Raw genomic sequence first — 21879 nt, 5'->3', positions numbered from 1 at the left:
ATAGCTTATGGTAATAGTTGAAGCAGTCATCACATTAATAGTTTTAGTCCTGCTTTCTAGCATTATCTCTCACTATGTCACTAAGATTCCAGTTAGTTTGATTCAAATTTTGCTTGGTTTAGGATTAGCATTATTCTTTAAATTCAAAATTGATTTAAACACGGACTGGTTTTTATTGCTGTTCATCGCACCATTGCTATTTAATGATGGTCGTGACTTTCCAAAACGAGAACTTTGGGAATTACGTGGTCCCATTTTTGAAAATGCCATCTGGTTGGTGTTCATTACAACCATTATTGGCGGTTATTTCGTTAATTTGCTGGTACCATCAATGCCACTGGCAGCCTGTTTTGCTCTAATTGCGATTTTGTCTCCAACCGATCCAATTGCCGTTCAGTCCATCTCAAAGCGTGTTCATCTTCCAAGTAATATTTTGCATCTAGTATCAGGTGAGAGCTTGATTAACGATGCTAGTGGACTAATTGCGTTTAAATATGCGATTGCTGCAGTTGTCACCGGTTACTTTTCTTTGGAACACGCTGCGGTTGATTTTGTTTATACCGCACTAGTGGGTTTGATCATTGGAATTGTTGGAATGTCTTTAATTATTGTTCTTCGTAATTTGTTATTAAAGGTACACTTCAATGACGTGATTTTTAACGTCGTCCTGCACATCTTGACACCGTTTATTATTTATGTAATTGCTGAAGATCTTCTTCATGCTTCGGGAGTTATTGCGGTGGTTGCCGCTGGGATTATTGATCACTTACAGACTAACGTTACCAATACCAAGTCACCAGAAGTCAACTTGTTGACCAATCGTACTTGGGATGTCATTGTTTACTGTTTAAACGGGATTGTGTTTTTAATCTTAGGTATTGAATTACCGGTTGCTACTAGGGTGGTCATCAATGGATCGGAATATCGAACTTTAGCTTCGTTTGGGATTGCTTTTGCCGTTTGGGTGGCTCTTTTGGTAATTCGAGTGGTCTGGATTTTAGGATACGAATTCTTTTCGTACTACATTACTAAACGGTCCAATAAGAAGCCCAGTTTGTCGGTTGCGCTATTGGCTGGAATTTCCGGGGTTCGTGGTGCCATTACCATGGCAGGAATTCTTTCGGTTCCCGCATTTTTATCGAATGGAAAGGAGTTTCCCGACCGTTCTTTGATGCTTTTTATTGCCGCAATGGTTATCGTGATCAGTTTAGTTGCGGCTACCATTATCTTGCCAATCATTTCCCCAGATGCTAGTTCACTTCAGACCCGAGCCTCATTGATTGATAAGGATGAAGATGATGATGAGACGGAAGATGAAGAAGATGAGCAGGAGGGCTATATTTCGGAAGATGCTGCTCGGATTTACATCGTAAAGAGGGCCATTGTCAGTCTTGAAAATAATAAGACCAATGATAATGAACGAGCGGTATATGATATTGTTTTGGATTATCAGGTTGAGTTACGAAAACTTTTAAGAAAGACGAGAGACGATAGTGCAGAAAGTACGTCTCTCAATGAAGAACTTAGTTTGAGACGAGTTGCTTTAAAGGGAAAACGTGAGGCGGTTAAAGATTTGTATCGTGAACAACAAATCTCAAAAGATACTTACTGGATTGCAAATCGAAGGATTAATCGTGAGGAACGTCGAATGTTTGCAAATGGTTACGACGGCTATCGCAAAAATCACTGGTACTATCCGGGATGGTTTTCATCGATTCTTCATTCCATTAAAACCTGGCAGGTAAGTGAATCAGAAAGTAAAAAGACCAAGAGTGAATTACGCCTTGTTACGATTGTTGGTGATCAGGCCGCCATTGATGCTATTTCAGACTTTTTAAGTCGAAGCGACATTAATGGTCAGGACTTTGACTCACAAATTGTTCACTTTATTGTCACTTTCTATCAGAGTCAGATTGAGCGGGCCAATTCATACGATGATCCCGACGAAGATGATGAAGTCTTTGAGTATCAGTTGTTAAGATTGCGGTCAGTTGCACTGGAAGCAGAACGTCGCGCTGTAGAACAATTGATTAATAATAAAAAAGTTAGTCACGCGATGGGGCTTCACTTGCGTCAGGACATTAATTATAAGGAAACGCTAATGTTGAATGATAACTAAAAAATCCTCCACTTATTGATAAGTGGGGGATTTTATATTATTCCTTATTATTACTGATAATGGAATAAATCCAGTAGATCATTAACTGTAGAACGGTCATCAAAAATACGAATACGACCATGTGCATATTCCACATGTTTAAAAATGGTCGAATGTACATCCTAGGTGAAAGGATGAGGTAAATTGTGTGGACTCGCATAAACCGTCCAATGAATAGTCCGATGGAACTTGCAACCGTTAGAATCACAATTGTAACGAAGTTAGAAAAATTACCGGATAAATGAATTTTAACGTCAATGGCCTTAGCAACGTGGACTAAACTCCAGAAACCGATAAAGGCACAGCTTAATGCACTGATCATCAGACATGTGTATAAAAACCAGACGTGCGGATCAAGTCGAAGTAACCCATTGGCTTCATCAGGATGTAGCCAAGCGAGATGAAGTAGGTCGGTCAGAATGTAGGGTGAATTGGGATAGAACAATAACCACAGAAGTGATAGGATCCAGAACACGAAACTATTTTGGTGTGGTTTGTTACCGATGTGGAAACTAAGTTCAATTGGGATATATCCTAGAAGGGTGTTGAGCGCTAAAAAACCGAAGCGTGTATCACGTAGAAACATGAATAAAAGCACGATCCACCCGATGAAAAATATTCTAACTTGCCATCTTTTATTTTGTGACATTATAATTTGACCCCTTTTCTTCTATATATAAATTAAACCCCAAATTAGAAAAAAAAACTAGAAATTTAACCATAGAATTTAATTTTTTTAATATTTGGAATTAGTTAACTGCCTTTATTTCAGCAATAATTCAGTGATATAATAATATACAAATTGGAGGTCGTTCTATGGGGATTGATTGGAGTAGCTTATTTACATTACATAACCTAAGCAACTTAATTGATATATTGGTTGTCTGGCTCGTGATATACGAGTTAATCATGCTTCTTCGTGGCACTCGGGCAGTGCAACTTTTTCGCGGCATTATTGTAATTATTATCGCTAAAATTGCCAGTTGGTATTTAGGACTGACGATGGTATCTTGGATTCTGGATCAAATTATCAATTGGGGAGTTATTGGATGCATTATCATCTTCCAACCTGAAATTAGACGCGGACTTGAAAAATTAGGACGCGGCTCACTCTTTAGAGCAACCCAGAATCAGGATGAAAAAGCCAAAAAAATGATTAATGCTTTAGATGGAGCAATTCAATACATGTCTAAGCGTCGAATTGGAGCGTTAATCACCATTCAAATGCATACCGGGCTAGAAGAATACATTGAGACCGGGATTAAGCTTGATGCTGACATTTCAAGTCAGTTATTAATTAACATTTTTATTCCCAATACGCCCCTTCATGACGGAGCGGTCATCATTAAGGATGATAAGATTGCTGCAGCGGCTGCCTACTTACCGTTATCGCAGAGTAATTTGATCCCTAAGGAATTGGGAACTCGTCATCGTGCGGCGGTTGGAATCTCGGAAGTTTCCGATGCTTTAACGATTGTTATCTCAGAAGAAACGGGAGAAGTTTCAATCACTAGAAACAATGAGCTTCTTCGTGGGATGACTCAGGAGGATTACCTGAAATACCTGAGAAGTCAGTTGATTCCTCGTGATCGACAAGAGCAACATCCAACGATTGTGACTCGTGCGATTAGTTTCTTTCAGAAGCATTTCGGAGGTGACAAGTAGCCATGAAAAAATCTTTTCGGAGTAAATTATTCTATGCTATCTTGGCACTAGTCTTTACAATTGCACTGTTTTTCTATGTTCATGATGGCAAAAATGATATGGGTCTCACTAACAGTACCAGTAATTCGACTAAAAGCACCCAGATGGCAGCTAATAAAACCAAGACACTGTCAGTTCCATTACAGCTCAACGTAAACTCAGACAAGTATTTTGTAATTGGCTATCCAGAAAAAGTTAACGTCCAGTTGTCAGGGCCGTCGGCGTTAGTCACTACAACCGCTAATACCCAGAACTTTAAGGTGTATGCTAACCTTAGTAATTTGGGGCCCGGAGAACACATCGTTAAATTACAACAGCAGGGTCTAAATTCTGACATTAAGAGTAAGATTAAACCTGCTCGCATTAAAGTTAACATTCAACCACGTCGGACCGTTAAGTTCCCCGTAAAAGCTGTCTACGACAAGAAAAACATTGCTTCTGGTTATAAGGCCGGAAAGCCGTCGTTAGACGTCAGTTCTGCAAAAGTGACTGGACCGAGTGATCAAATTAATCGAATTGATTCAGTAGTTGCTAAAACTAACTTGAAGCCTAACACCAAGCGTGATATAAAACAGGATGCGGTGATTGAGGCTTTAGACAAAAAAGGAAAGACCATCAACGTTATTATTACCCCATCAACAAGTTCGGTTGATTTACCGGTTTCAGCAGGTGATAATAAGAGGGTACCAGTCAAGGTTAATTTAGTTAATAAGCAGGCTAGTAAGACCTATGACGTTAAGTGTGATCCATCTGATGTGTTATTGTTAGGTGATAAAGACACGATTGATGGGATTAATTCGGTTAATGCCGACGTTGATGTCGAAAACATGTCTGGTGATAATACTAAGACGGTTTCACTTGATGCGGGTAACTCCAAAGTAAGTGGCTTGGATCCGGAAACGGTTAAAGTACAGATTAACGCAAAGAATAAGTAATAAAGTGAGGACTATATATGAAATATTTTGGAACAGATGGAATTAGAGGAGTTGCGAATAAAGACTTAACCCCAGAATTGGCCTTTCGGGCTGGTCGTGCAGGTGGTTATGCTCTGACTAAGCACAGTGTTCAAGATCATCAGCCACGTGTCTTGGTATCAAGAGATACACGAATTTCTGGACAGATGTTGGAAGATGCTTTGGTAGCTGGAATGTTGTCCGTTGGAATTGAGGTGGTTCAACTCGGAGTTGTCACTACCCCCGGAGTAGCATACTTGGTTAGAGATCAAAGTGCTGATGCCGGAGTTATGATTACGGCTTCACATAATCCCGCTGAGTTCAATGGAATTAAATTCTTTGGCGGTGACGGATATAAATTGTCCGATGACATCGAGGCTGACATCGAGAAGATTCTTGAAAGTGATACTGATGACTTACCACGTCCCTCAGCAAAGGGATTAGGCACTTCAGCAGAGTACACCGAAGCATCGCAAAAGTATCTTCACTTTCTGTCCCAAACGATTCCAGATGAATTAAGTGGGATTAAGGTGTCAGTTGATGCCGCAAATGGGGCTACCAGCAACTTGGTTCCCCGCCTTTACGCTGACCTTGGCCTTGACTTTAAAACAATGGCGACCTCACCTAATGGACTAAACATTAATGATAACGTCGGTTCCACTCACCCAGAACAGTTGCAAAAAATGGTTGTTGAAAATGGTTCCCAGTTAGGAATTGCCTTTGATGGTGATGGTGATCGGTGCATTGCTGTCGATGAAAAGGGAAACATCGTTGATGGTGATAAGATTATGTACATCTGTGGTAAGTATATGGATGCTAATGGTCGATTAAAGCATGACACCATTGTTACGACAGTGATGAGTAACCTCGGAATGTACAAAGCCATGGAAGCCAACGGCTTAAATAGTGTGAAAACTAAAGTTGGGGACCGATACGTGGTTGAATCAATGAAAGCCAATGGTTACAATCTAGGTGGCGAACAGTCCGGTCACATTGTGTTTTTGGATTTTAATACCACTGGCGATGGGATGCTAACCAGTCTGCAATTAATGCATATTATGAAAGAAACCGGTAAACCGCTTTCCGAATTAGCAGACGAAGTGAAAAAATATCCTCAAAGTCTTGTTAACGTGAAGGTTTCTGACAAAAAGCACGCGATGGATCATGACAATGTTAAAAAGGCCATTGATGATGTTGAAGATGAAATGAATGGGAATGGTCGTGTCTTGGTTCGACCAAGTGGGACTGAGCCGCTGCTAAGAGTTATGGTGGAAGCTCCGACTCAAAAAGAAAGTGATAAGTATGCGAACAAAATTGCCGACGTTGTTAGAGACGACATGGGAATTGAATAAAGCAATCACGAATTAATAAAAGAGTTAACGTTTGTTAACTCTTTTATTATGCTTAAATTTTTATTAAATTTCGTTCATCGGTGCTATACCAATTCTAACTTATATTTGACAAACACTTGTGAAACCATTATTATCAAAGATGTTAAGTATATAAATAAAATTTAAATACATCTATACCAATTTTAAAGAGAGGTCATTCCCATGTGCGGAATCGTTGGAGTTACAGGCAATAAGAATGCGACATCCATTTTAGTTAATGGATTAGAAAAATTACAATATCGAGGATATGATTCAGCCGGAATCTTTGTGGAAGGAAAAGACCACAAAGATTATTTAGTGAAAACAACTGGAAGTATCGACGATTTAAAGAAAAAAATTGGACCAGAGGTTCAGGGAACTGCCGGAATTGGGCACACTCGTTGGGCCACTCATGGTGGAGTGAACATTGAAAATGCTCATCCTCAATTCTCAGATGACAATCGTTTCTATCTGGTTCACAATGGTGTGATCGAAAACTATGAACAATTGAAGAAAGAATACTTATCAGACGTTAAGTTTCATAGTCAAACTGATACCGAAGTGGCGGTTCAATTGGTTGATAAGTTTGTGACTGAAGACAAAATGAGTACAAAGGATGCCTTCATTAAGATGCTTTCACTCCTTAAGAATTCTTCATATGCTTTCATTTTAATGGATAAAGAAGATCCAGATACTTTATATGCAGCCAAAAATAAAAGCCCCATGTTGATTGGATTATGTGACGGTTTCAACGTAGTATGTTCTGATTCAATTGCTATGTTAGACGTTACTGATACTTTTCTTGAGGTGGTTGATGGTGACGTTGCGATTGTAAAGCCTGATAAGGTAACCATCCTTGATGAAAACCGTAAGCCAGTAGAGCGTCATCAGTTCAAGGTAACCATTGATCCAAGTGCGTCTGATAAGGGGACTTATCCTTACTACATGCTTAAAGAGATTGATGAACAACCCAATGTCATGAGAAAATTAGTTAAAGAGTACTTTGATGCAGACGGAAACATGAACGTTGGTTGTGGCGTAATGGATACCATCCTTGATTCAGATCGAATCTATATCGTGGGTGCTGGTACCAGTTATCATGCTGGATTAGTCGGTAAAGATTTGATGGAGAAGTACACTGGAATTCCAACTGAAGTGCACGTCTCATCCGAGTTTGCTTACGAAGATCCATTGCTTTCTAAGAAGCCATTCTTTATCTTTTTGACTCAAAGTGGGGAGACCGCTGACAGTCGGGAAGTTTTAGTGAACGTTAACAAGCATCATTTTCCTAGTTTAACCATTACTAATGTTGCTAATTCGACATTGTCGCGCGAAGCAACTTACACGATGTTGCTTAATGCTGGTCCAGAAATTTCAGTTGCTTCAACTAAAGCATATACTGCTCAAATTGCAATCCAAGCTATTTTGGCAAAGGCCGTTGGTATGCGGGGTAATCGTCAGGTCGCAAAAGATTTTGATTTAGCACGACAATTGGGTTTGGTTGCGACTGGGATGCAGTCAATTGTTGAAGAAAAAGATAAGATTGATGAAATTGCTAAGAAATATTTCGTTGATGCTAAACAGGCCTTTTACATCGGCCGTGGGGTTGATTACACTGTTTCCCTTGAAGCAGCGTTGAAGTTAAAAGAAATTTCTTATGTCCATGCGGAAGGCTTTGCTTCTGGTGAACTTAAGCACGGAACAATTGCATTGATTGAAAAGGGCACTCCAGTGATTGGTATTATCACCCAAAAGAAGACCGCTGGATTAACTCGTAGTAATCTAGAAGAAACTGCAGCTCGTGGTGCCAGTGCTTTGACGATCGTGCGACAAAGTCTAGCTCAAGATGGTGATACGTTTGTGATCCCGGACGTTGATGAGTTGTTAACGCCGCTGCTTAGTGTCATTCCAGCTCAACTAATTGCTTATTACACTAGTTTGAACAAGGGATTGAACGTTGATCGTCCAAGAAATCTTGCTAAAAGTGTTACAGTTGAATAATGTTTTTAAGAGCTACCATTCTTGGTAGCTCTTTTATTATGTTGTTGAAGCATCGTTGAGTACTGAGCTTTCTTTACATTTTAGTAATTTTCTCGTATTATTTTATTATCGTGTCAGTTGTAATTTTGAATTTAGGAAGTAAACCATGACTGAAAAAAATTATAAAATTAAAGTACAAGATGTCACCAAAGAGTATGACATGTTCAAGACTCAATCTGACAAATTAAAGTCGTTTTTCTCATTATCAAGGAAAAATAAAACCCCACATTTTTGGTCTTTGATGGGAATTTCATTTACCGTTCAGCCTGGTGAAGCATTGGGAATCATTGGTGTAAATGGTTCGGGAAAGTCGACCATTTCTAACATTATTTCTGGCATTATTCCGCAAACGACCGGCCAAGTTGACGTGCGCGGAGATACTTCGATTGTTGCGATTAACGCTGGCTTGAGAAAGAATTTAACTGGCCGTGAAAACATCCGAATGAAGTCATTGATGCAGGGACTTACAAACCGCCAAATTGACGATATGATGGACGACATCATTGCTTTCGCGGATATTGGGGATTTTGTTGACCAACCAGTAAAAGACTATTCTAGTGGTATGAGGTCACGACTTGGCTTTGCCATTGCCGTTCACATTAAGCCAGACATTTTGATTATTGATGAAGCCTTATCCGTTGGTGACGATACCTTCTACCAAAAATGTGTTGATAAGATTGATGAATTCAAAGAAGAAGGTAAGACCATTATCTTTGTATCTCATTCACTAAAACAGGTGCGTTTGTTGTGTGACCGAGTTGCTTGGATTAACTACGGGAAGCTACGGAAAATTGGTCCGATGGAAGAAGTCGTCTCCGAATATCAGAAGTTCATCAAGTGGTTTAAATCGTTAAGCAAAAAAGAGAAAAAACAGTTCCAGAAAAAAGAAAAGACCATTCAGAAGAATTTTGATATTGATAAGTATCAAAAGGAAATTACTAATGAGTATGCTGAGGATCACCCGAATGATCCTAATCCAGCACGAACCATCCATAAGCGGTTCTATAGTGAAGTTATTCAAGAAAAGATGCCGTTGACCACTAAGATTATGACGTGGGCGGTTTTCTTTGCCATGATTTTCTTTTGCTTGGTAAATGTATCTGGTCATCCAACGATGGCAGTTGTTAGACATCCAAGTTATATCATTCACCCAAGTAAGAAGATGAGGTACCAGAAGAAGAATGGTAAATCAGTAATGGTCACTAAGCATGAATACAAACAACTTGAGAAACATGCCTGGGGACAACGATAAAAATTTTGCTATTATTCAAAGTGAATAATAGCATTTTTATTTAGGAGGAGATTTAGATGGCAATGAAGAGTCATGAGACATTTACATTGATTGAGGAAATTACGCGATTAGATGGTTCTAAGTACCTTGAAATCAGCAACATGGTGCAGAACGGACGAGCTGAGCTTGCTGCAGAACGAAAAATGATTAAACAGGTTCGAATCCTTCAACTAAACATTCCTCACTCCGTTCATGTCATTAATTACGAGAATTATATTAACCAGAATTATGTGATGCCAAAGGAAAACTTTGACCACTTTGAGGAGTGGAAACGAACTCCAGCAATGGATCATGAAGTCCAGATGATTTTAAAAGAGAACCATATTGGTTAAATCAATTGGCTAATCATTTTGTGAATTAAATCATTAATATTTGTTATCACCAACCACCAAATATGGCATAATGAGTATGAATAATATTTGGAGGTGTTGATGATGACTGAAAAATTTTTAATTGGAACTTATACCCAAAAAACTAGTAAGGGCGTTTATCAAATTGAATTAGACAAAGACAAAAAACAGCTGGAAAATGCTCAGTTAATTGCGCAAATTAGTTGTCCAACTTACGTTGTGGAATCTAGTGATCATAAAATCTATGCGATTGATCGTAATCAAGATGAAGCGGAAACACGTGGTGGGATTGCTGTTTTTGATGGCAGTACCATGCCAGCTAAATTAATGCAAGAAGACATTGAAGTGGGTCCCTCACCAGCCTACATTACTGTAGACGAAGGACGCCAGATGGTCTATACAGCAAATTATCATACTGGTAATGTCATTGCGTATCACATTGAAAGTGACGGGACTGTCAAAGAATCACAGCGAATCCATGACGATGGAATGACCGGTCCACTACCAGAACAACAAAGTGGTCCTCATCCACACTATGCCGATCTAACTCCTGATGATCGCTTAGTGATTTGTGACCTGGGATTGGATCGAGTTTATTTGTATGATGTTTCTGACGCGGGTGAGATTACTCCTGTTAGTGAGATTCAGTTGTCACCTGGATTTGGTCCAAGACACATTGCTTTTGCTGAATCGACGGGAAAGGCTTACTTAATTGGTGAACTAAGTAGTAAGATTGCAGTTCTTGATTATAATGAAGAAGCTGGCATCTTTACCGTCCAACAGGTTGTTAAAACTATTCCCAATGACTACAAAGATGCCAATGGTGGAGCTGCAATTCGAATAACTAACGATGAGAAGTTTGTGTATGTTTCTAATCGTGGCAATGATTCGATTGCTGTTTTTAAGGTCCTAGATGATGGTGACTTAGAGCGAATTCAAGTAATTTCAACTGAAGGGGAATTCCCACGTGATTTTAACTTTAATTCAGATCAATCCTTCCTAATTGCTGTAAATCAAAACACTAATAACGCAACCTTGTACGAGCGAAATCATGAGAATGGTAAGTTGTCTGTCATTCAAAAGGATTTTGCGGTACCAGAGGGAACTTGTGTTGCTCCTCGAAAATAGTTAATTTAATTAAAAGTTAATGCTTTTATAGCGTTAACTTTTTTCATTCCCTTAACAAATTGATATAATTAATTTAGACAGGTGGGGTGGAGATTTTGATTAAATTAATTGTGACAGATATGAACAAAACCTTTTTAAATGAAGCTAATCGATATGATGAGATTAAGTTTTTAAAAACGTTTCAAAAGATGAAACACCAAAACGTTAATTTTGCCGTAGCTAGTGGCGGACCGAATGATAAATTACAAAGCCTGTTTATTGATTATCGGGACCAAATGGATTTTATTTCTCAAAATGGTTCAGTAATTTATCGTGGGAATGATTTAGTTCATGCCGAATCGCTGAATGATGATCAGATTAAACAGACACTAAAGATGCTTTATGATGATTTTGGCCCTGACATTGTCGGGGTTAACGTATCTGGGCTTAAGCATACTTATGTAGATAAAAGGCTACCCGAAAAAATGTATCAGTTAATGAAACAATACTATAGTAATACGGTCCGTTTGAATGATTTGGCTAACATCACAAGTGAGAACACTGATGATCAATTAGTAAAAGTTGGTGTGACGTTTAAGCAAGGTGCAAACGTGATGCGAAAAGTTCATGAAATGCGACAGATGCTTCCAGATAATCTTAAGAGTTTAAACTCTGGCTTTAATACCGACCTAATTGGTGTAAAGGGGGTTGACAAAGCAACTGGCGTGCGCTATTTGATGAAAAAATATGATGCCAATCCTGAAGAGGTTGTCACATTTGGGGATAATGAGAATGATTTAGGAATGTTGGATTTAACCCCGAATAGTTATGCTATGAAGAATGGCATTCGGGAGGCAAAGGACGCCGCTGGTCACGTTACTGAGTTTGATAATAACGATGATGGGGTTCTAAGGACAATTGATACCATTTTAGATAATCAGTAGTTTCATTTAGTAAGGTAATGACAGTACAAATATACGTGAGGCGATTAAAAATGAATAACGAAGAATTAAATAACATTGTTGAAGGACGTTTGGATAAGTACTTTGAAAAATATCCAAGTACTCCTGATGTTGAGATGTACAAGATTGAGTTGAAACGTTCAATCGTAAAAGATGCATTAGCTAAGATTTCAGATGAAGTTACGATTAACGATGCAATTAACCAGGCTTTTTCTGACTTTGGTGACATTGATCACGCTATTAATCAGATTGTTTTTAAAAGTCATGGAATCAAGGATTAAAATGAATTAGCCGTTGTGGCTTTTTTTATTAGGATACATATGATAATGTATTCATATGAAATAAATTACATATATAAGGAGAAAATCATGGATTCTAAGATTAATCCCAAAAAATTAGAAGAAGCTCATGAGTTATTTAAAATTTTGAGTAATCCGGTTCGGATTCAAATGTTAGTGTTGTTAGAAAATCACTTACTCAACGTTGGTGAGATTAGTGAGGAACTTGGGCTTGAACAATCAGCTACTTCTCATCAATTGGCAATGCTTAAAAAGCATCAATTGGTAAGTAGCGAACGGAAGGGCAAGTCAAATTATTATCGCCTGGATGATCCTCATATTATGGACATTGTAAATGAAGGACTAGCTCATTCGGATCATGTGGTAAGGGGTGTCAAACATGGAAACTAAAAACGTGGTTGGATATGGAATCATAGTTGAGTTGGTTGCGATTGCTTGGATGATAGTAGAATTTTCGGTTGGCTTAAAGGCCGGGATCGATGCCCACTCAATTGTATTAATTGCGTTTGGTCTTGATAGTTTGATGGAGATTATTGCTGGATTTGTTTTACTATTTCGTTTGGAAATTGAGTTTAAAGGGAGTTCAAAAATTGACATTAATCGAGTGGATAAGGTTGCCACGAAGATCGTTAGCATCATTTTGCTCCTTCTGTGTGTCTATATTCTAGTTACTTCTGGATATAATTTGTTTCAGCATGAAGGTGCTGATGGCAGTCTGATGGGGATCATCATTTCTATTTTGTCTCTTATTATCATGCCAATGATCGCCTATGCTAAGTATTGGATTGGGAAAGTAATTGGTTCTAACGCTTTAATTCAGGATGTCATGTGTAGTGTTACTTGTGCTTATCTTGCTGGGACGGTGCTTATCGGAGTTTTGCTTAATTATTTTTTCCATATTTGGTGGATCGATTCAGCAGCAGCAATTCTAATTGTTTTCCTTATTGGTAAGGAGGCATTAGAATGTCTTGTGGAGAGCTAATCTTGACAAGTGCAATTATAGAACTATAATAATAATTGTATGAAGTTTAGTTGTACAAAACTAAAAGGTGAGGTGTTAAGTATGAGTGAAAACAATTATCAATTTGATGTATTGTATTTAGGAAGTGGACATGGTGCTTTTAACGGTGCTATTCCATTGGCCCTAAAGGGTAAAAAAGCTGGCATTATTGAAGTTGGCAAGATTGGTGGAACTTGTCCTAACCGTGGATGTAACGCTAAGATTGCTTTAGACTTCCCAGTTAAGATGAAAAAAGACGTTGATAACTTCCAAGGACACGGCTTAGATGGAACTACTAAGATCAATTGGGCCGATAACGTTAAGCATGAAAAAGAAGTCATCAGTCAATTACCTGGTGGAATCGAACAGGGTCTAAAGAGTGTTGGCATCGATGTGATCCATGGGTATGGAAAGATCGTTGATGCGCACACCATCGACGTTGACGGTACCAAGTACACTGCTGATAAACTTGTTGTAGCAACTGGAGCTCATTATCACAAGATTGATATTCCCGGTGCTGACTTGGCATACGATGGAACTGATTTCTTGAACTTAGAAAAACAACCAGAACACATGACCGTTATCGGTGGTGGATACATTGCCATCGAATTTGCTACAATCGCAGCAAATGCTGGAACTAAGGTTACCATCCTATTGCACCATGACAAGGCCTTAAGGAAGTTCTATCAACCATTTGTTGAATCATTACTTAAAGATCTTGAATCTCAAGGAGTTCAAATCATTCGAAACGTTGATCCTCAATCAATCGAAAAATCAGGTGATGGCTTTGTAGTCAAGACTAACAAAGACGACATTGACTCTGATTGGGTTCTTGATGCAACTGGCCGTGATCCAAACGTTGAAGGATTCGGTCTTAAAGAAGTTGGCGTTGATTACGATAAGAATGGAATCAAAGTTGATGATCATCTTCAAACTTCAGTTGACAGCATTTACGCTGCTGGCGATGTTCTTGACAAACAAGTTGGTAAGTTAACTCCAACCGCTATTTTTGAGTCAATGTACCTTACCAAGTTATTTACTGGTGCTACTACTGATCCAATTAAGTATCCAGCTGTTCCAAGTGCAGTTTTCTCATCACCACGAATTGCTGAGATCGGTGTTAGTGTTGACGAAGCTAAGGCCAACCCTGATAAGTATGATGTTAAAGAATCAGACCTTGCCACTGATTGGTTCAGATTTGCAATGCAAGAGAACAAAGGTAAGACCATTTCAATCACCGACAAACAAGGTTACCTAGTAGGTGCTACTGAAATCAGTTCTGAAGCTGATAACGTTATTAGTACTTTGGCACCATTTGTTGAGTATCACATCTCACCAGAAAAGATGAGCGAATTGATCCCATTGTTCCCAACACTTGGTTCTGAGACTTTGAATCATCTATAAAATTAAAAATCTATAAAATAAAAAGTTCGCCAAATGGCGAACTTTTTTTGTATCTAATTCTATTTAAGAAATTCCGGTTTTCTGAAATCAGGATCTGGATAAGTGTAAAAGCCCTTACCGGATTCAAGACCAATGTTACCTTGGTCAATCATATCTTTGAATTTTTCGGAAGCCTTTTTAACTTCTGGGTTAGTTGACATCTTAGTGATATCATACATGGTTTTCATCCCAATAATGTCCATAATAGCGAAAGGACCAAGTGGTGCACCAGTTCCAATCATCCATGCCTTATCGATCGTTTCAGGATCAGAAACGCCATTGTTCCAGAGGACTAAAGCATCTGATAGAAATGGTACTAACAGTGAGTTCAATAGGTAACCAGGTTGTTCCTTGTTAACTAGGATTGGAACCATTCCAATTTCACGTGAAAACTGTTCCATCTCTTTTGGAAGATCCTTATTAGTTTTAGATTGTGACATGATTTCAGCGGTATTGTTTTTCCAAATTGAGTTAGCGAAGTGGTAACCCAAATACTTGTCAGGACGACCAGTAGCATCAGCAAACTGTGATGGTAGTAAAGTCGAAGTGTTAGTAACGATAACAGTATCTGGATCAGCTAAATCGTTGAACTTTTTGTAAAAGTCATTTTTAACATCTGGATCCTCAGAAAGAGCCTCGATAACTAAGTCAGCACCCTTAAGGGCGGCCTTTAAATCAGTGGTGTAATGGAGATGTTCCTCTGCGTTCTTGACCTGTTCATCGGTAGCTCCAATGTCTTTTTTTACTGCTTTTTCCCAACGAGCTACTCGCGCCTTAGCACGATCGAGTGAGCCGTCTGAACGGCCCCAAATAGTAGTGTTTTTTCCGTGGAAAGCCGACATGAAAGCAATTTGTGAGCCTAAGGTGCCTCCACCGACAATGACAACGTTATTGAATGTCATGGTGATTTCCTCCTATATATTTACTTATTATCCACTTCTATTCTATGCTAGTGAAAGCGCTTAAGCAACCTTCTTTATCTGTTATAAATGACAATGGTTGCAAGCCAGAGTAAATTAGTTAAAATATTAACTAAATTGTTAATGGAGGTTCAAAATGATGAGTGAGATTAGAAGGGTAACGATTGATGATATTAGTGCTTTACGAGCCATTAGTCGGGAAACGTTTGCCGAGACGTTTGGAACCGAAAATAAACCTGAAAATTTAAATCAATACTTGGATAATGCTTACGATCCGGAAAAATTAAAGAATGAAATTTCTGATCCTAATTCTCAATTTTATTTTGCCTACGTTGATGGAAAGTTAGCTGGTTATCTAAAGTTAAACGTTGATGATGCTCAATCTGAAGAAATGGGTCCGCATCTCTTAGAAGTAGAACGAATTTATTTGAAAAAAGAATTTAAACGTCACGGTCTAGGAACCGAATTGATTGATTTGGCTGTTAATGAGGCGCAGAAAAAAGGGAAAGGAAAGGTTTGGCTTGGTGTGTGGGAACATAATAATGCTGGACTGAAGTTTTATCAAAAAATGGGATTTAAGCCGGTAGGGGATCATGTATTTCAACTTGGCAAGAGTGCTCAGCGTGATTTGATAATGGAAAAGCCAATTAGTGGTAACATTAAGTAAGTAGTTAATAATCTTAATTGGGAAAGTTGGTTCTTTCGTTGTTATTTAATGGCATTTTTCTTTTAATTGCTAGCATCATTGCCGGAACGTTGAGTAGTGTCGTTGGCATGGCAAGTGTGATTCTTTATCCGGCACTTTTGTTTGTTGGATTACCACCAATTATGGCAAACGTCACGATTACGGTGGGAATTATTTTTAGCGGAACAAGTGCGGTCTTGTCATCGAGACGAGAACTTAAGGGACAGGGTTCAGTCACTCTCCACGTTATGCTATTTGCGGTCATTGGTGCGGTTATTGGATCAATTATCCTGTTACATAGTTCCAATAAGAGCTTTCAAGATGTAGCTCCCTTTGTCATCCTACTGTCTGGGGTATTAATGTTAATTCCAAAGCGGCAGTCAACGTTTGCTTCTGAAAGCATTTCAAAAACAGCGAGTGCAATTGCCGCGATTGCAATTGTGATTGTCGGGATTTACGTTGGCTACTTCGGTGCCGGCGGCGGAGTGTTAATGGCTGCCATTTTGATTCGAATTATCGATGCACCATACGCCATTTGCAATGCGGTCCGAAACGTGACGACTTTAACCATGAACGCAGTATCAGCTGCCATCTTTATTTTTACGACACCAATTAGTTGGAGTGCTTTAGTGGTACTTGCCATTGGACTGTTTATTGGTGGGTACATTGGTCCCATTATTGTCAGAGTGATTCCATCAGCTGTAATGAAGTACACGGTTGCGATTGGTGCGATTATCCTGGCTGCCTTCTTAGCATATCAGGCATATTTTTAAAAAAGATGAATGTAGGGAAAATATTATGTGGAATTTAATTTTTTTAGTAGTGGCGGGAGTTGTTAGCGGGGTGCTTGAAAGTACGGTTGGACTGGCCAGTTTAGTTGCTTATCCAGCGATGCTTCTGGCAGGATTTGCACCGATCGTTGCAAACGTCACCAACACGGTTGGCTTTGCCTTTAGTGATTCAAGTGCCATTTTAGCGTCCCAAAAAGAACTTAAAGGACAAAGCAAGGTCATCTTTAAGGTCACCATTTGTGCTGGGATTGGGACCATTATTGGGTCACTTATCCTCCTTAATAGTTCAAATAAAAGTTTTGAAAACGTTGCTCCAATCATCATTATGATTTCGGGAATTTTGATGTTGCTGCCAAAGAGTCAAAAACAATTATCTGAGACGCATATGACCGTGTGGGGGAAAATAATTACGGCCATTGCACTTCTTTTTGTGGGGATGTATTTAGGTTATTTTGGTGCTGGTGGGGGAGTCATGTTGATTGCGATTTTACTTCGAGCCGTCAATCAACCCTATGCCGTTTGTAATGCAATTCGAAACTTTGTTTCGTTAATTTTGAACTGGATCTCGGCCATCATATTTATGTTTACGATGCCAATCAATTGGGTGGCTTTAATTGCCATTACGATTGGGTTACTAGTTGGTGGATACATTGGACCGTCAGTCGTACGTCATATTCCATCCAATGTTATGAAGTACGGAGTTGGGATCGGTGCCATTGTATTAGCGATTTGTTTGGGAATTAAGACTTATTAGTAAAACAAGGAGAAAGTGGAAGTTTGATTTTAAAGTATTTCTTATTGATTGTTGCTGGGATTTTAAGTGGAATTATGGGAACCGCCGTGGGACTCGCTAGTGTTGTTTCATATCCAGCAATGTTGGCTGTCGGCCTATCACCAATCGTTTCCAGTGTGACTAACATCGTTGGTTTTGCGTTTAGTAATATGAGCGCAGTGGCTTCATCTCAAAGAGAATTAAAGGGTCAAGGTAAAACCATTTTAAAAGTGGTTATTTTTGCCGGAATCGGATCCGCACTTGGTTCTTTAATCCTTCTTCATAGTTCCAACAAGAGCTTTGCGGATATCGCACCAGTTGTCATCATGTTGTCTGGGATTTTGATCATGCTACCGAAGAGTCAAAAGCAGTTAATGAAAACCCATTTGGGATTATGGGGTAAGACCATTACCGCCATTGCACTGACGTTGGTTGGAATGTACTTAGGTTATTTTGGTGCTGGTGGTGGAATTTTGATCATGGCGATTTTAATGCGAGCCTTAAATGAGTCATATGCCGTGGATAATGCCATTCGAAATGTGATGTCACTAGTGATGAATTGGATCTCGGCTTTGATCTTTATTTTTACAATTCAGATTAACTGGCCAGTTCTGATTACGCTAACGATTGGATTGGTTATTGGCGGATACATTGGACCAGCCATCGTACGTCTCATCCCATCCAATATCATGAAGTACGGGGTCGGAATCTTGGCAATTTTATTGGCCATTTATTTAGGAATTAAAACTTACTAATCCTGTTGCAACCAGCCTATGATTATGGTATTTTTAAATCAAATAAGATATGACAATAAAGAGGACGAGTACCATTAATTTCTTTTATAGCGAGTCGAAGTTGGTGAGAGTTCGATAAAGAGTTAATAGGAAAAACACCTTGAGTTTTAAAGCTTGAACGAAGTAGGGCTAACGGTCGCAATCCGTTATCATTGTGTGAGTTGGTTTATGTTACATAAACAATATGGGTGGTACCGCGATGACCTCGTCCCTTTTTGAGATGAGGTCTTTTTTATTGTCTAAAAAGGAGTTGTTAAGTATGAAAGAACAAAACGTTTTAGCAAAAGATTTGTACACTAAGAAACACGATTTTGGTAATGAATCAGTAGTTCTAGAAGGATGGATTCGAACCATTCGTAATTCTAAAAAAATTGCCTTTATCGAAATCAACGACGGTTCATACATTAAGAATGTTCAGGTAATTGTTAAGAGTGATCTAGATAACTTTGATGACATCATCAAACTGCCGATTAGTTCAACTCTGAAGGTGATTGGCAAACTCGTGGACACTCCGGATGCCCCGCAGCCATTTGAAATTCATGCGGAGCAAGTTAAGATTGAGGGTGTTTCTGATCTAGACTATCCACTGCAAAAGAAGAAGCAATCACTTGAGTACCTTCGTTCTATTGCACATTTACGTCCTCGAACCAATACTTTTTACGCTGTTTTCAAGATTCGTTCGATGGCAGCCTTTGCGATTCATGAATACATGCAAAAACACGGCTTTGTCTATGTAAACACTCCGATTGTTACTAGTAGTGACACTGAGGGTGCTGGTGAGATGTTTCAGATCACTAGTTTAGATCAAAATGACCTGCCAAAGGATGAGAATGGTAAAGTCGATTACTCAAAGGATTTCTTTGGTCAAGAGACGAACTTAACCGTTAGTGGACAATTACCAGTCGAGGCCTTTGCTTTGGCATTTAGAAACGTATATACCTTTGGCCCAACTTTTAGAGCTGAAAATTCGCATACTAAACGCCACGCTGCCGAATTTTGGATGATTGAACCAGAGATGGCCTTTGCTGATCTTGATGACATTATTAAGACGTCTGAGGACATGTTAAAGTATGTTATTAATTATTTACTTGAAAATGCTGCAGAGGACCTCCAGTTCTTAAATGATAACGTCGACGGCAACTTACTTAAGTTGCTTCAAACTACTGTGAACGAGAAGTTTGCGCGGATCACGTATACTGAAGCCATTGACTTGCTTGAAAAAGCCGACGTTGAGTTTAAATATCCGGTTAAGTGGGGGATTGATTTAAAGGCTGAACACGAACGTTATCTATCCGAAAAAGTGTTTGGCAAACCCGTGTTTGTAACTGATTATCCACGTAATATCAAAGCCTTCTATATGCGTGATAACGACGATGGTAAGACTGTTGCTGCTTCAGACCTTCTGGTTCCAAGAATTGGTGAACTAGTTGGAGGAAGCCAACGAGAAGAGCGTGAGCAAGAATTGGCTGACAAAATGGATGAATTTCATTTATCAAAGGATGAGTACGAGTGGTACCTCGAATTACGTAAATACGGTGGCACTAAGCACTCTGGCTTTGGAATTGGCTTCGAACGATTACTGATGTATGTCACTGGGATGGATAATATTCGTGATGTTATCCCTTATCCAAGAACCCAAGGTAGTATTAAATTTTAGACTAAAATGAGCCCATGAGAAATCATGAGCTTTTTGTTATCTTTTGTAACAATTCAAATGAAAAAATGATAGTCTATAAATAGCTATTAAATTAGTACAAATCGAAAAGGAGCGCTTTATATGGCAAAAAGTAATGGACTTAGTAGATTAGAAAGATTTTGGTTTATTACCATCATGTTAATCGGTACTTTCACCATGTCGATTAGTCAGTCATCACTATCGACGGCTTATCCCACATTGATGAAGTACTTTGATATTTCAGCATCAACCGTTCAATGGTTAACAACTGGCTTTATGATCATCATGTGTATTATGATGCCGATTAGTCCTTGGCTTTTGAACAACATGAGTTTTAAGAAACTCTTTATGGGAGTTTTACTGATGTTTGATCTAGGGACGTTAATCATTTTAATTAGTAATAGTTTTACGTGGGTGCTGATTGGAAGAGCATTAGAAGCAATTGCCGTTGGAATTTTGTTTCCATCGTATCAAACTGTTTTACTAAATATCACACCGGAAGATGATCGAGGAACAATCATGGGAGTTGCCGGACTGGTTATGGGTTCAGCTCTGGCGTGTGGACCAATCATTTCGGGAATCGTTTTGAAGTTTACCACTTGGCGTGGTTTGTTTGATGTCTTCATTGTGATTATCACTGCTGTATTCCTGATTTCATTCTTTGTGATGAAAGACGTTATGCCACGAATTAAATCAAAGTTAGATTGGCTTTCAATCATCTATTCATTTGGTTTGATTGGGATCTTGTATGTAATTAGTGAAATTGCTAAACCAAACAATAACTATGGAATGCTTTTACTCATCCTGATTATTAGTATCGTTTTGATTGCGTTGTTTGTTTTCCGTCAGTTTAGAATTAGCAATCCACTATTGAACCTGAACGTTTTAAAGACGTTTAACTATGATTTGGCGGTACTCTTAACCGGATTCTCATACATTTCATTGATTGTAGTTACCATTATCTTCCCGTTGTATTATCAACAGGTATTGGGAGTATCACCATTCATTTCCGGGATGGCACTAGTTCCTGGAGCTGTTTTCTTAAGTATCTTGAACCCAATCACGGGTACGATTGTTGATAAAATTGGATTTAAGCCAGTTATGTTAACAGGAATGTTGATGATTGTGCTGGGCTGGGCCATTTTAGCCTTTTTCCCAATTTACAATATCTGGGGCATGATGATCTTGGCAATGCTAATTGAGGGTGGAAATGCCTTTGTCATGATGCCTGCGGTTACGCTTGGGGCCGATTCACTGCCAGAAGATTTGATTTCTTATGGAACGGCTTTAATTACGACGGTCAGACAGGTACTTGGGTCAACTGGAGTTGCGGTTGCAACGATTGTATTGGTTAGAGCAACTGGATTCTTCAAACTCAGTATGCCGGCAATGCCAGCTCAGGTTAATGGATTCCACATGGTTTACTGGGTCTTCTTGGTAATTGCGGTCATCGGATTATTGTTTGCGGTTATGATTAGAACGCCAAAAAAAGATCAAAAATAAATTAAAAACGTATTTTAGATGGAAATCAAATGATTTCCATCTTTTTTTGGTTAATTATAAAT

The 21879-nt window shown here is 38.9% G+C and carries 21 protein-coding genes and 1 other annotated feature; of the genes, 19 read left to right on the top strand and 2 right to left on the bottom strand.

Going from position 1 to position 21879, the window contains the following annotated elements; all coding sequences use genetic code 11:
* Window positions 1-7: 7 nt before the first annotated feature.
* Window positions 8-2119, top strand: a complete 2112-nt coding sequence (locus tag AC6UD4_RS05775; protein ID WP_500694309.1) for a cation:proton antiporter — start codon at window positions 8-10, stop codon at window positions 2117-2119.
* A gap of 37 nt (window positions 2120-2156) precedes the next feature.
* On the opposite strand, the gene AC6UD4_RS05770 is transcribed toward AC6UD4_RS05775, so the two are convergent.
* Window positions 2157-2807, bottom strand: a complete 651-nt coding sequence (locus tag AC6UD4_RS05770) for a DUF1361 domain-containing protein (RefSeq protein ID WP_500694310.1) — start codon at window positions 2805-2807, stop codon at window positions 2157-2159.
* A gap of 167 nt (window positions 2808-2974) precedes the next feature.
* On the opposite strand from AC6UD4_RS05770, the gene cdaA reads away from it, so the two are divergent.
* The 12 genes from cdaA to AC6UD4_RS05710 all read left to right on the top strand — a co-directional run bounded on the left by cdaA (window position 2975) and on the right by AC6UD4_RS05710 (window position 14638).
* Complete coding sequence (cdaA, locus tag AC6UD4_RS05765) at window positions 2975-3823, top strand: diadenylate cyclase CdaA (protein ID WP_500694311.1); 849 nt, start codon at window positions 2975-2977, stop codon at window positions 3821-3823.
* 2 nt (window positions 3824-3825) lie between these two features.
* On the top strand, window positions 3826-4797 hold the full coding sequence (locus tag AC6UD4_RS05760; RefSeq protein WP_500694312.1) for a CdaR family protein: 972 nt from the start codon (window positions 3826-3828) through the stop codon (window positions 4795-4797).
* A gap of 17 nt (window positions 4798-4814) precedes the next feature.
* Window positions 4815-6167: a phosphoglucosamine mutase gene (gene glmM, locus AC6UD4_RS05755; protein WP_500694313.1), complete on the top strand. Its 1353-nt coding sequence runs from the start codon at window positions 4815-4817 to the stop codon at window positions 6165-6167.
* Between the two features lie 201 nt (window positions 6168-6368).
* The gene (gene glmS, locus AC6UD4_RS05750) at window positions 6369-8186 is read left to right on the top strand and encodes a glutamine--fructose-6-phosphate transaminase (isomerizing) (RefSeq protein WP_500694314.1); all 1818 of its coding nucleotides are present in this window, start codon (window positions 6369-6371) and stop codon (window positions 8184-8186) included.
* A 145-nt stretch (window positions 8187-8331) separates the two neighbouring features.
* Window positions 8332-9477, top strand: coding sequence for an ABC transporter ATP-binding protein (locus AC6UD4_RS05745; protein ID WP_500694315.1), 1146 nt, complete (start codon window positions 8332-8334; stop codon window positions 9475-9477).
* Window positions 9478-9533: 56 nt separating this feature from the next.
* Window positions 9534-9848 (top strand): hypothetical protein, encoded by a 315-nt coding sequence (locus AC6UD4_RS05740; RefSeq protein WP_500694316.1) that lies wholly within the window; start codon window positions 9534-9536, stop codon window positions 9846-9848.
* Window positions 9849-9950: 102 nt separating this feature from the next.
* Window positions 9951-10994 carry a lactonase family protein gene (locus AC6UD4_RS05735; RefSeq protein ID WP_500694317.1) on the top strand — a complete coding sequence of 348 codons (1044 nt, stop codon included), beginning with the start codon at window positions 9951-9953 and terminating at the stop codon, window positions 10992-10994.
* Window positions 10995-11089: 95 nt separating this feature from the next.
* Entirely contained in the window at window positions 11090-11917 is an 828-nt protein-coding gene (locus AC6UD4_RS05730; RefSeq protein ID WP_500694318.1) for an HAD-IIB family hydrolase, read from the top strand.
* A 50-nt stretch (window positions 11918-11967) separates the two neighbouring features.
* A complete protein-coding gene (locus AC6UD4_RS05725; RefSeq protein ID WP_500694319.1) occupies window positions 11968-12216 on the top strand; it encodes a hypothetical protein in 249 nt (82 codons plus the stop codon).
* An 87-nt stretch (window positions 12217-12303) separates the two neighbouring features.
* A complete protein-coding gene (locus AC6UD4_RS05720) occupies window positions 12304-12624 on the top strand; it encodes an ArsR/SmtB family transcription factor (RefSeq protein ID WP_500694320.1) in 321 nt (106 codons plus the stop codon).
* Window positions 12614-13216 (top strand): cation efflux transmembrane domain-containing protein, encoded by a 603-nt coding sequence (locus AC6UD4_RS05715; protein ID WP_500694321.1) that lies wholly within the window; start codon window positions 12614-12616, stop codon window positions 13214-13216. Before AC6UD4_RS05720 ends, AC6UD4_RS05715 begins: the two co-directional genes overlap by 11 nt.
* 81 nt (window positions 13217-13297) lie before the next feature.
* Window positions 13298-14638 carry a dihydrolipoyl dehydrogenase family protein gene (locus AC6UD4_RS05710; RefSeq protein WP_500694322.1) on the top strand — a complete coding sequence of 447 codons (1341 nt, stop codon included), beginning with the start codon at window positions 13298-13300 and terminating at the stop codon, window positions 14636-14638.
* 59 nt (window positions 14639-14697) lie between these two features.
* Here the strand turns inward: AC6UD4_RS05710 and AC6UD4_RS05705 are convergent, their stop codons facing one another.
* Window positions 14698-15579, bottom strand: a complete 882-nt coding sequence (locus AC6UD4_RS05705) for a 3-hydroxyacyl-CoA dehydrogenase (protein WP_500694323.1) — start codon at window positions 15577-15579, stop codon at window positions 14698-14700.
* A gap of 157 nt (window positions 15580-15736) precedes the next feature.
* Between AC6UD4_RS05705 and AC6UD4_RS05700 the strand changes: the two genes are divergently transcribed.
* The 6 genes from AC6UD4_RS05700 to AC6UD4_RS05675 all read left to right on the top strand — a co-directional run bounded on the left by AC6UD4_RS05700 (window position 15737) and on the right by AC6UD4_RS05675 (window position 21817).
* Window positions 15737-16264: a GNAT family N-acetyltransferase gene (locus AC6UD4_RS05700; protein WP_500694420.1), complete on the top strand. Its 528-nt coding sequence runs from the start codon at window positions 15737-15739 to the stop codon at window positions 16262-16264.
* A 38-nt stretch (window positions 16265-16302) separates the two neighbouring features.
* Window positions 16303-17055: a sulfite exporter TauE/SafE family protein gene (locus AC6UD4_RS05695; RefSeq protein WP_500694324.1), complete on the top strand. Its 753-nt coding sequence runs from the start codon at window positions 16303-16305 to the stop codon at window positions 17053-17055.
* Window positions 17056-17080: 25 nt separating this feature from the next.
* Window positions 17081-17827 carry a sulfite exporter TauE/SafE family protein gene (locus tag AC6UD4_RS05690; RefSeq protein WP_500694325.1) on the top strand — a complete coding sequence of 249 codons (747 nt, stop codon included), beginning with the start codon at window positions 17081-17083 and terminating at the stop codon, window positions 17825-17827.
* 23 nt (window positions 17828-17850) lie between these two features.
* Window positions 17851-18600 carry a sulfite exporter TauE/SafE family protein gene (locus AC6UD4_RS05685; protein ID WP_500694326.1) on the top strand — a complete coding sequence of 250 codons (750 nt, stop codon included), beginning with the start codon at window positions 17851-17853 and terminating at the stop codon, window positions 18598-18600.
* Window positions 18601-18646: 46 nt separating this feature from the next.
* Window positions 18647-18855, top strand: a binding site (T-box leader).
* Between the two features lie 43 nt (window positions 18856-18898).
* Window positions 18899-20296: an asparagine--tRNA ligase gene (asnS, locus tag AC6UD4_RS05680; RefSeq protein ID WP_500694327.1), complete on the top strand. Its 1398-nt coding sequence runs from the start codon at window positions 18899-18901 to the stop codon at window positions 20294-20296.
* Between the two features lie 120 nt (window positions 20297-20416).
* Window positions 20417-21817 (top strand): DHA2 family efflux MFS transporter permease subunit, encoded by a 1401-nt coding sequence (locus AC6UD4_RS05675; RefSeq protein ID WP_500694328.1) that lies wholly within the window; start codon window positions 20417-20419, stop codon window positions 21815-21817.
* Window positions 21818-21879 lie beyond the last annotated feature (62 nt).

The sequence above is a fragment of the Fructilactobacillus sp. X3R5C2 genome, from assembly GCF_059901175.1.
This window is presented reverse-complemented; position numbering and strand designations above follow the sequence as displayed.

Excerpts from the sequence above, each read along its gene's own strand:
- AC6UD4_RS05775 (WP_500694309.1), top strand. The coding sequence starts at position 8 with ATGGTAATAGTTGAAGCAGTCATCACATTAATAGTTTTAGTCCTGCTT.
- AC6UD4_RS05770 (WP_500694310.1), bottom strand. The coding sequence starts at position 2,807 with ATGTCACAAAATAAAAGATGGCAAGTTAGAATATTTTTCATCGGGTGG.
- cdaA (WP_500694311.1), top strand. The coding sequence starts at position 2,975 with ATGGGGATTGATTGGAGTAGCTTATTTACATTACATAACCTAAGCAAC.
- AC6UD4_RS05760 (WP_500694312.1), top strand. The coding sequence starts at position 3,826 with ATGAAAAAATCTTTTCGGAGTAAATTATTCTATGCTATCTTGGCACTA.
- glmM (WP_500694313.1), top strand. The coding sequence starts at position 4,815 with ATGAAATATTTTGGAACAGATGGAATTAGAGGAGTTGCGAATAAAGAC.
- glmS (WP_500694314.1), top strand. The coding sequence starts at position 6,369 with ATGTGCGGAATCGTTGGAGTTACAGGCAATAAGAATGCGACATCCATT.
- AC6UD4_RS05745 (WP_500694315.1), top strand. The coding sequence starts at position 8,332 with ATGACTGAAAAAAATTATAAAATTAAAGTACAAGATGTCACCAAAGAG.
- AC6UD4_RS05740 (WP_500694316.1), top strand. The coding sequence starts at position 9,534 with ATGGCAATGAAGAGTCATGAGACATTTACATTGATTGAGGAAATTACG.
- AC6UD4_RS05735 (WP_500694317.1), top strand. The coding sequence starts at position 9,951 with ATGACTGAAAAATTTTTAATTGGAACTTATACCCAAAAAACTAGTAAG.
- AC6UD4_RS05725 (WP_500694319.1), top strand. The coding sequence starts at position 11,968 with ATGAATAACGAAGAATTAAATAACATTGTTGAAGGACGTTTGGATAAG.
- AC6UD4_RS05720 (WP_500694320.1), top strand. The coding sequence starts at position 12,304 with ATGGATTCTAAGATTAATCCCAAAAAATTAGAAGAAGCTCATGAGTTA.
- AC6UD4_RS05715 (WP_500694321.1), top strand. The coding sequence starts at position 12,614 with ATGGAAACTAAAAACGTGGTTGGATATGGAATCATAGTTGAGTTGGTT.
- AC6UD4_RS05710 (WP_500694322.1), top strand. The coding sequence starts at position 13,298 with ATGAGTGAAAACAATTATCAATTTGATGTATTGTATTTAGGAAGTGGA.
- AC6UD4_RS05705 (WP_500694323.1), bottom strand. The coding sequence starts at position 15,579 with ATGACATTCAATAACGTTGTCATTGTCGGTGGAGGCACCTTAGGCTCA.
- AC6UD4_RS05700 (WP_500694420.1), top strand. The coding sequence starts at position 15,737 with ATGAGTGAGATTAGAAGGGTAACGATTGATGATATTAGTGCTTTACGA.
- AC6UD4_RS05690 (WP_500694325.1), top strand. The coding sequence starts at position 17,081 with ATGTGGAATTTAATTTTTTTAGTAGTGGCGGGAGTTGTTAGCGGGGTG.
- asnS (WP_500694327.1), top strand. The coding sequence starts at position 18,899 with ATGAAAGAACAAAACGTTTTAGCAAAAGATTTGTACACTAAGAAACAC.
- AC6UD4_RS05675 (WP_500694328.1), top strand. The coding sequence starts at position 20,417 with ATGGCAAAAAGTAATGGACTTAGTAGATTAGAAAGATTTTGGTTTATT.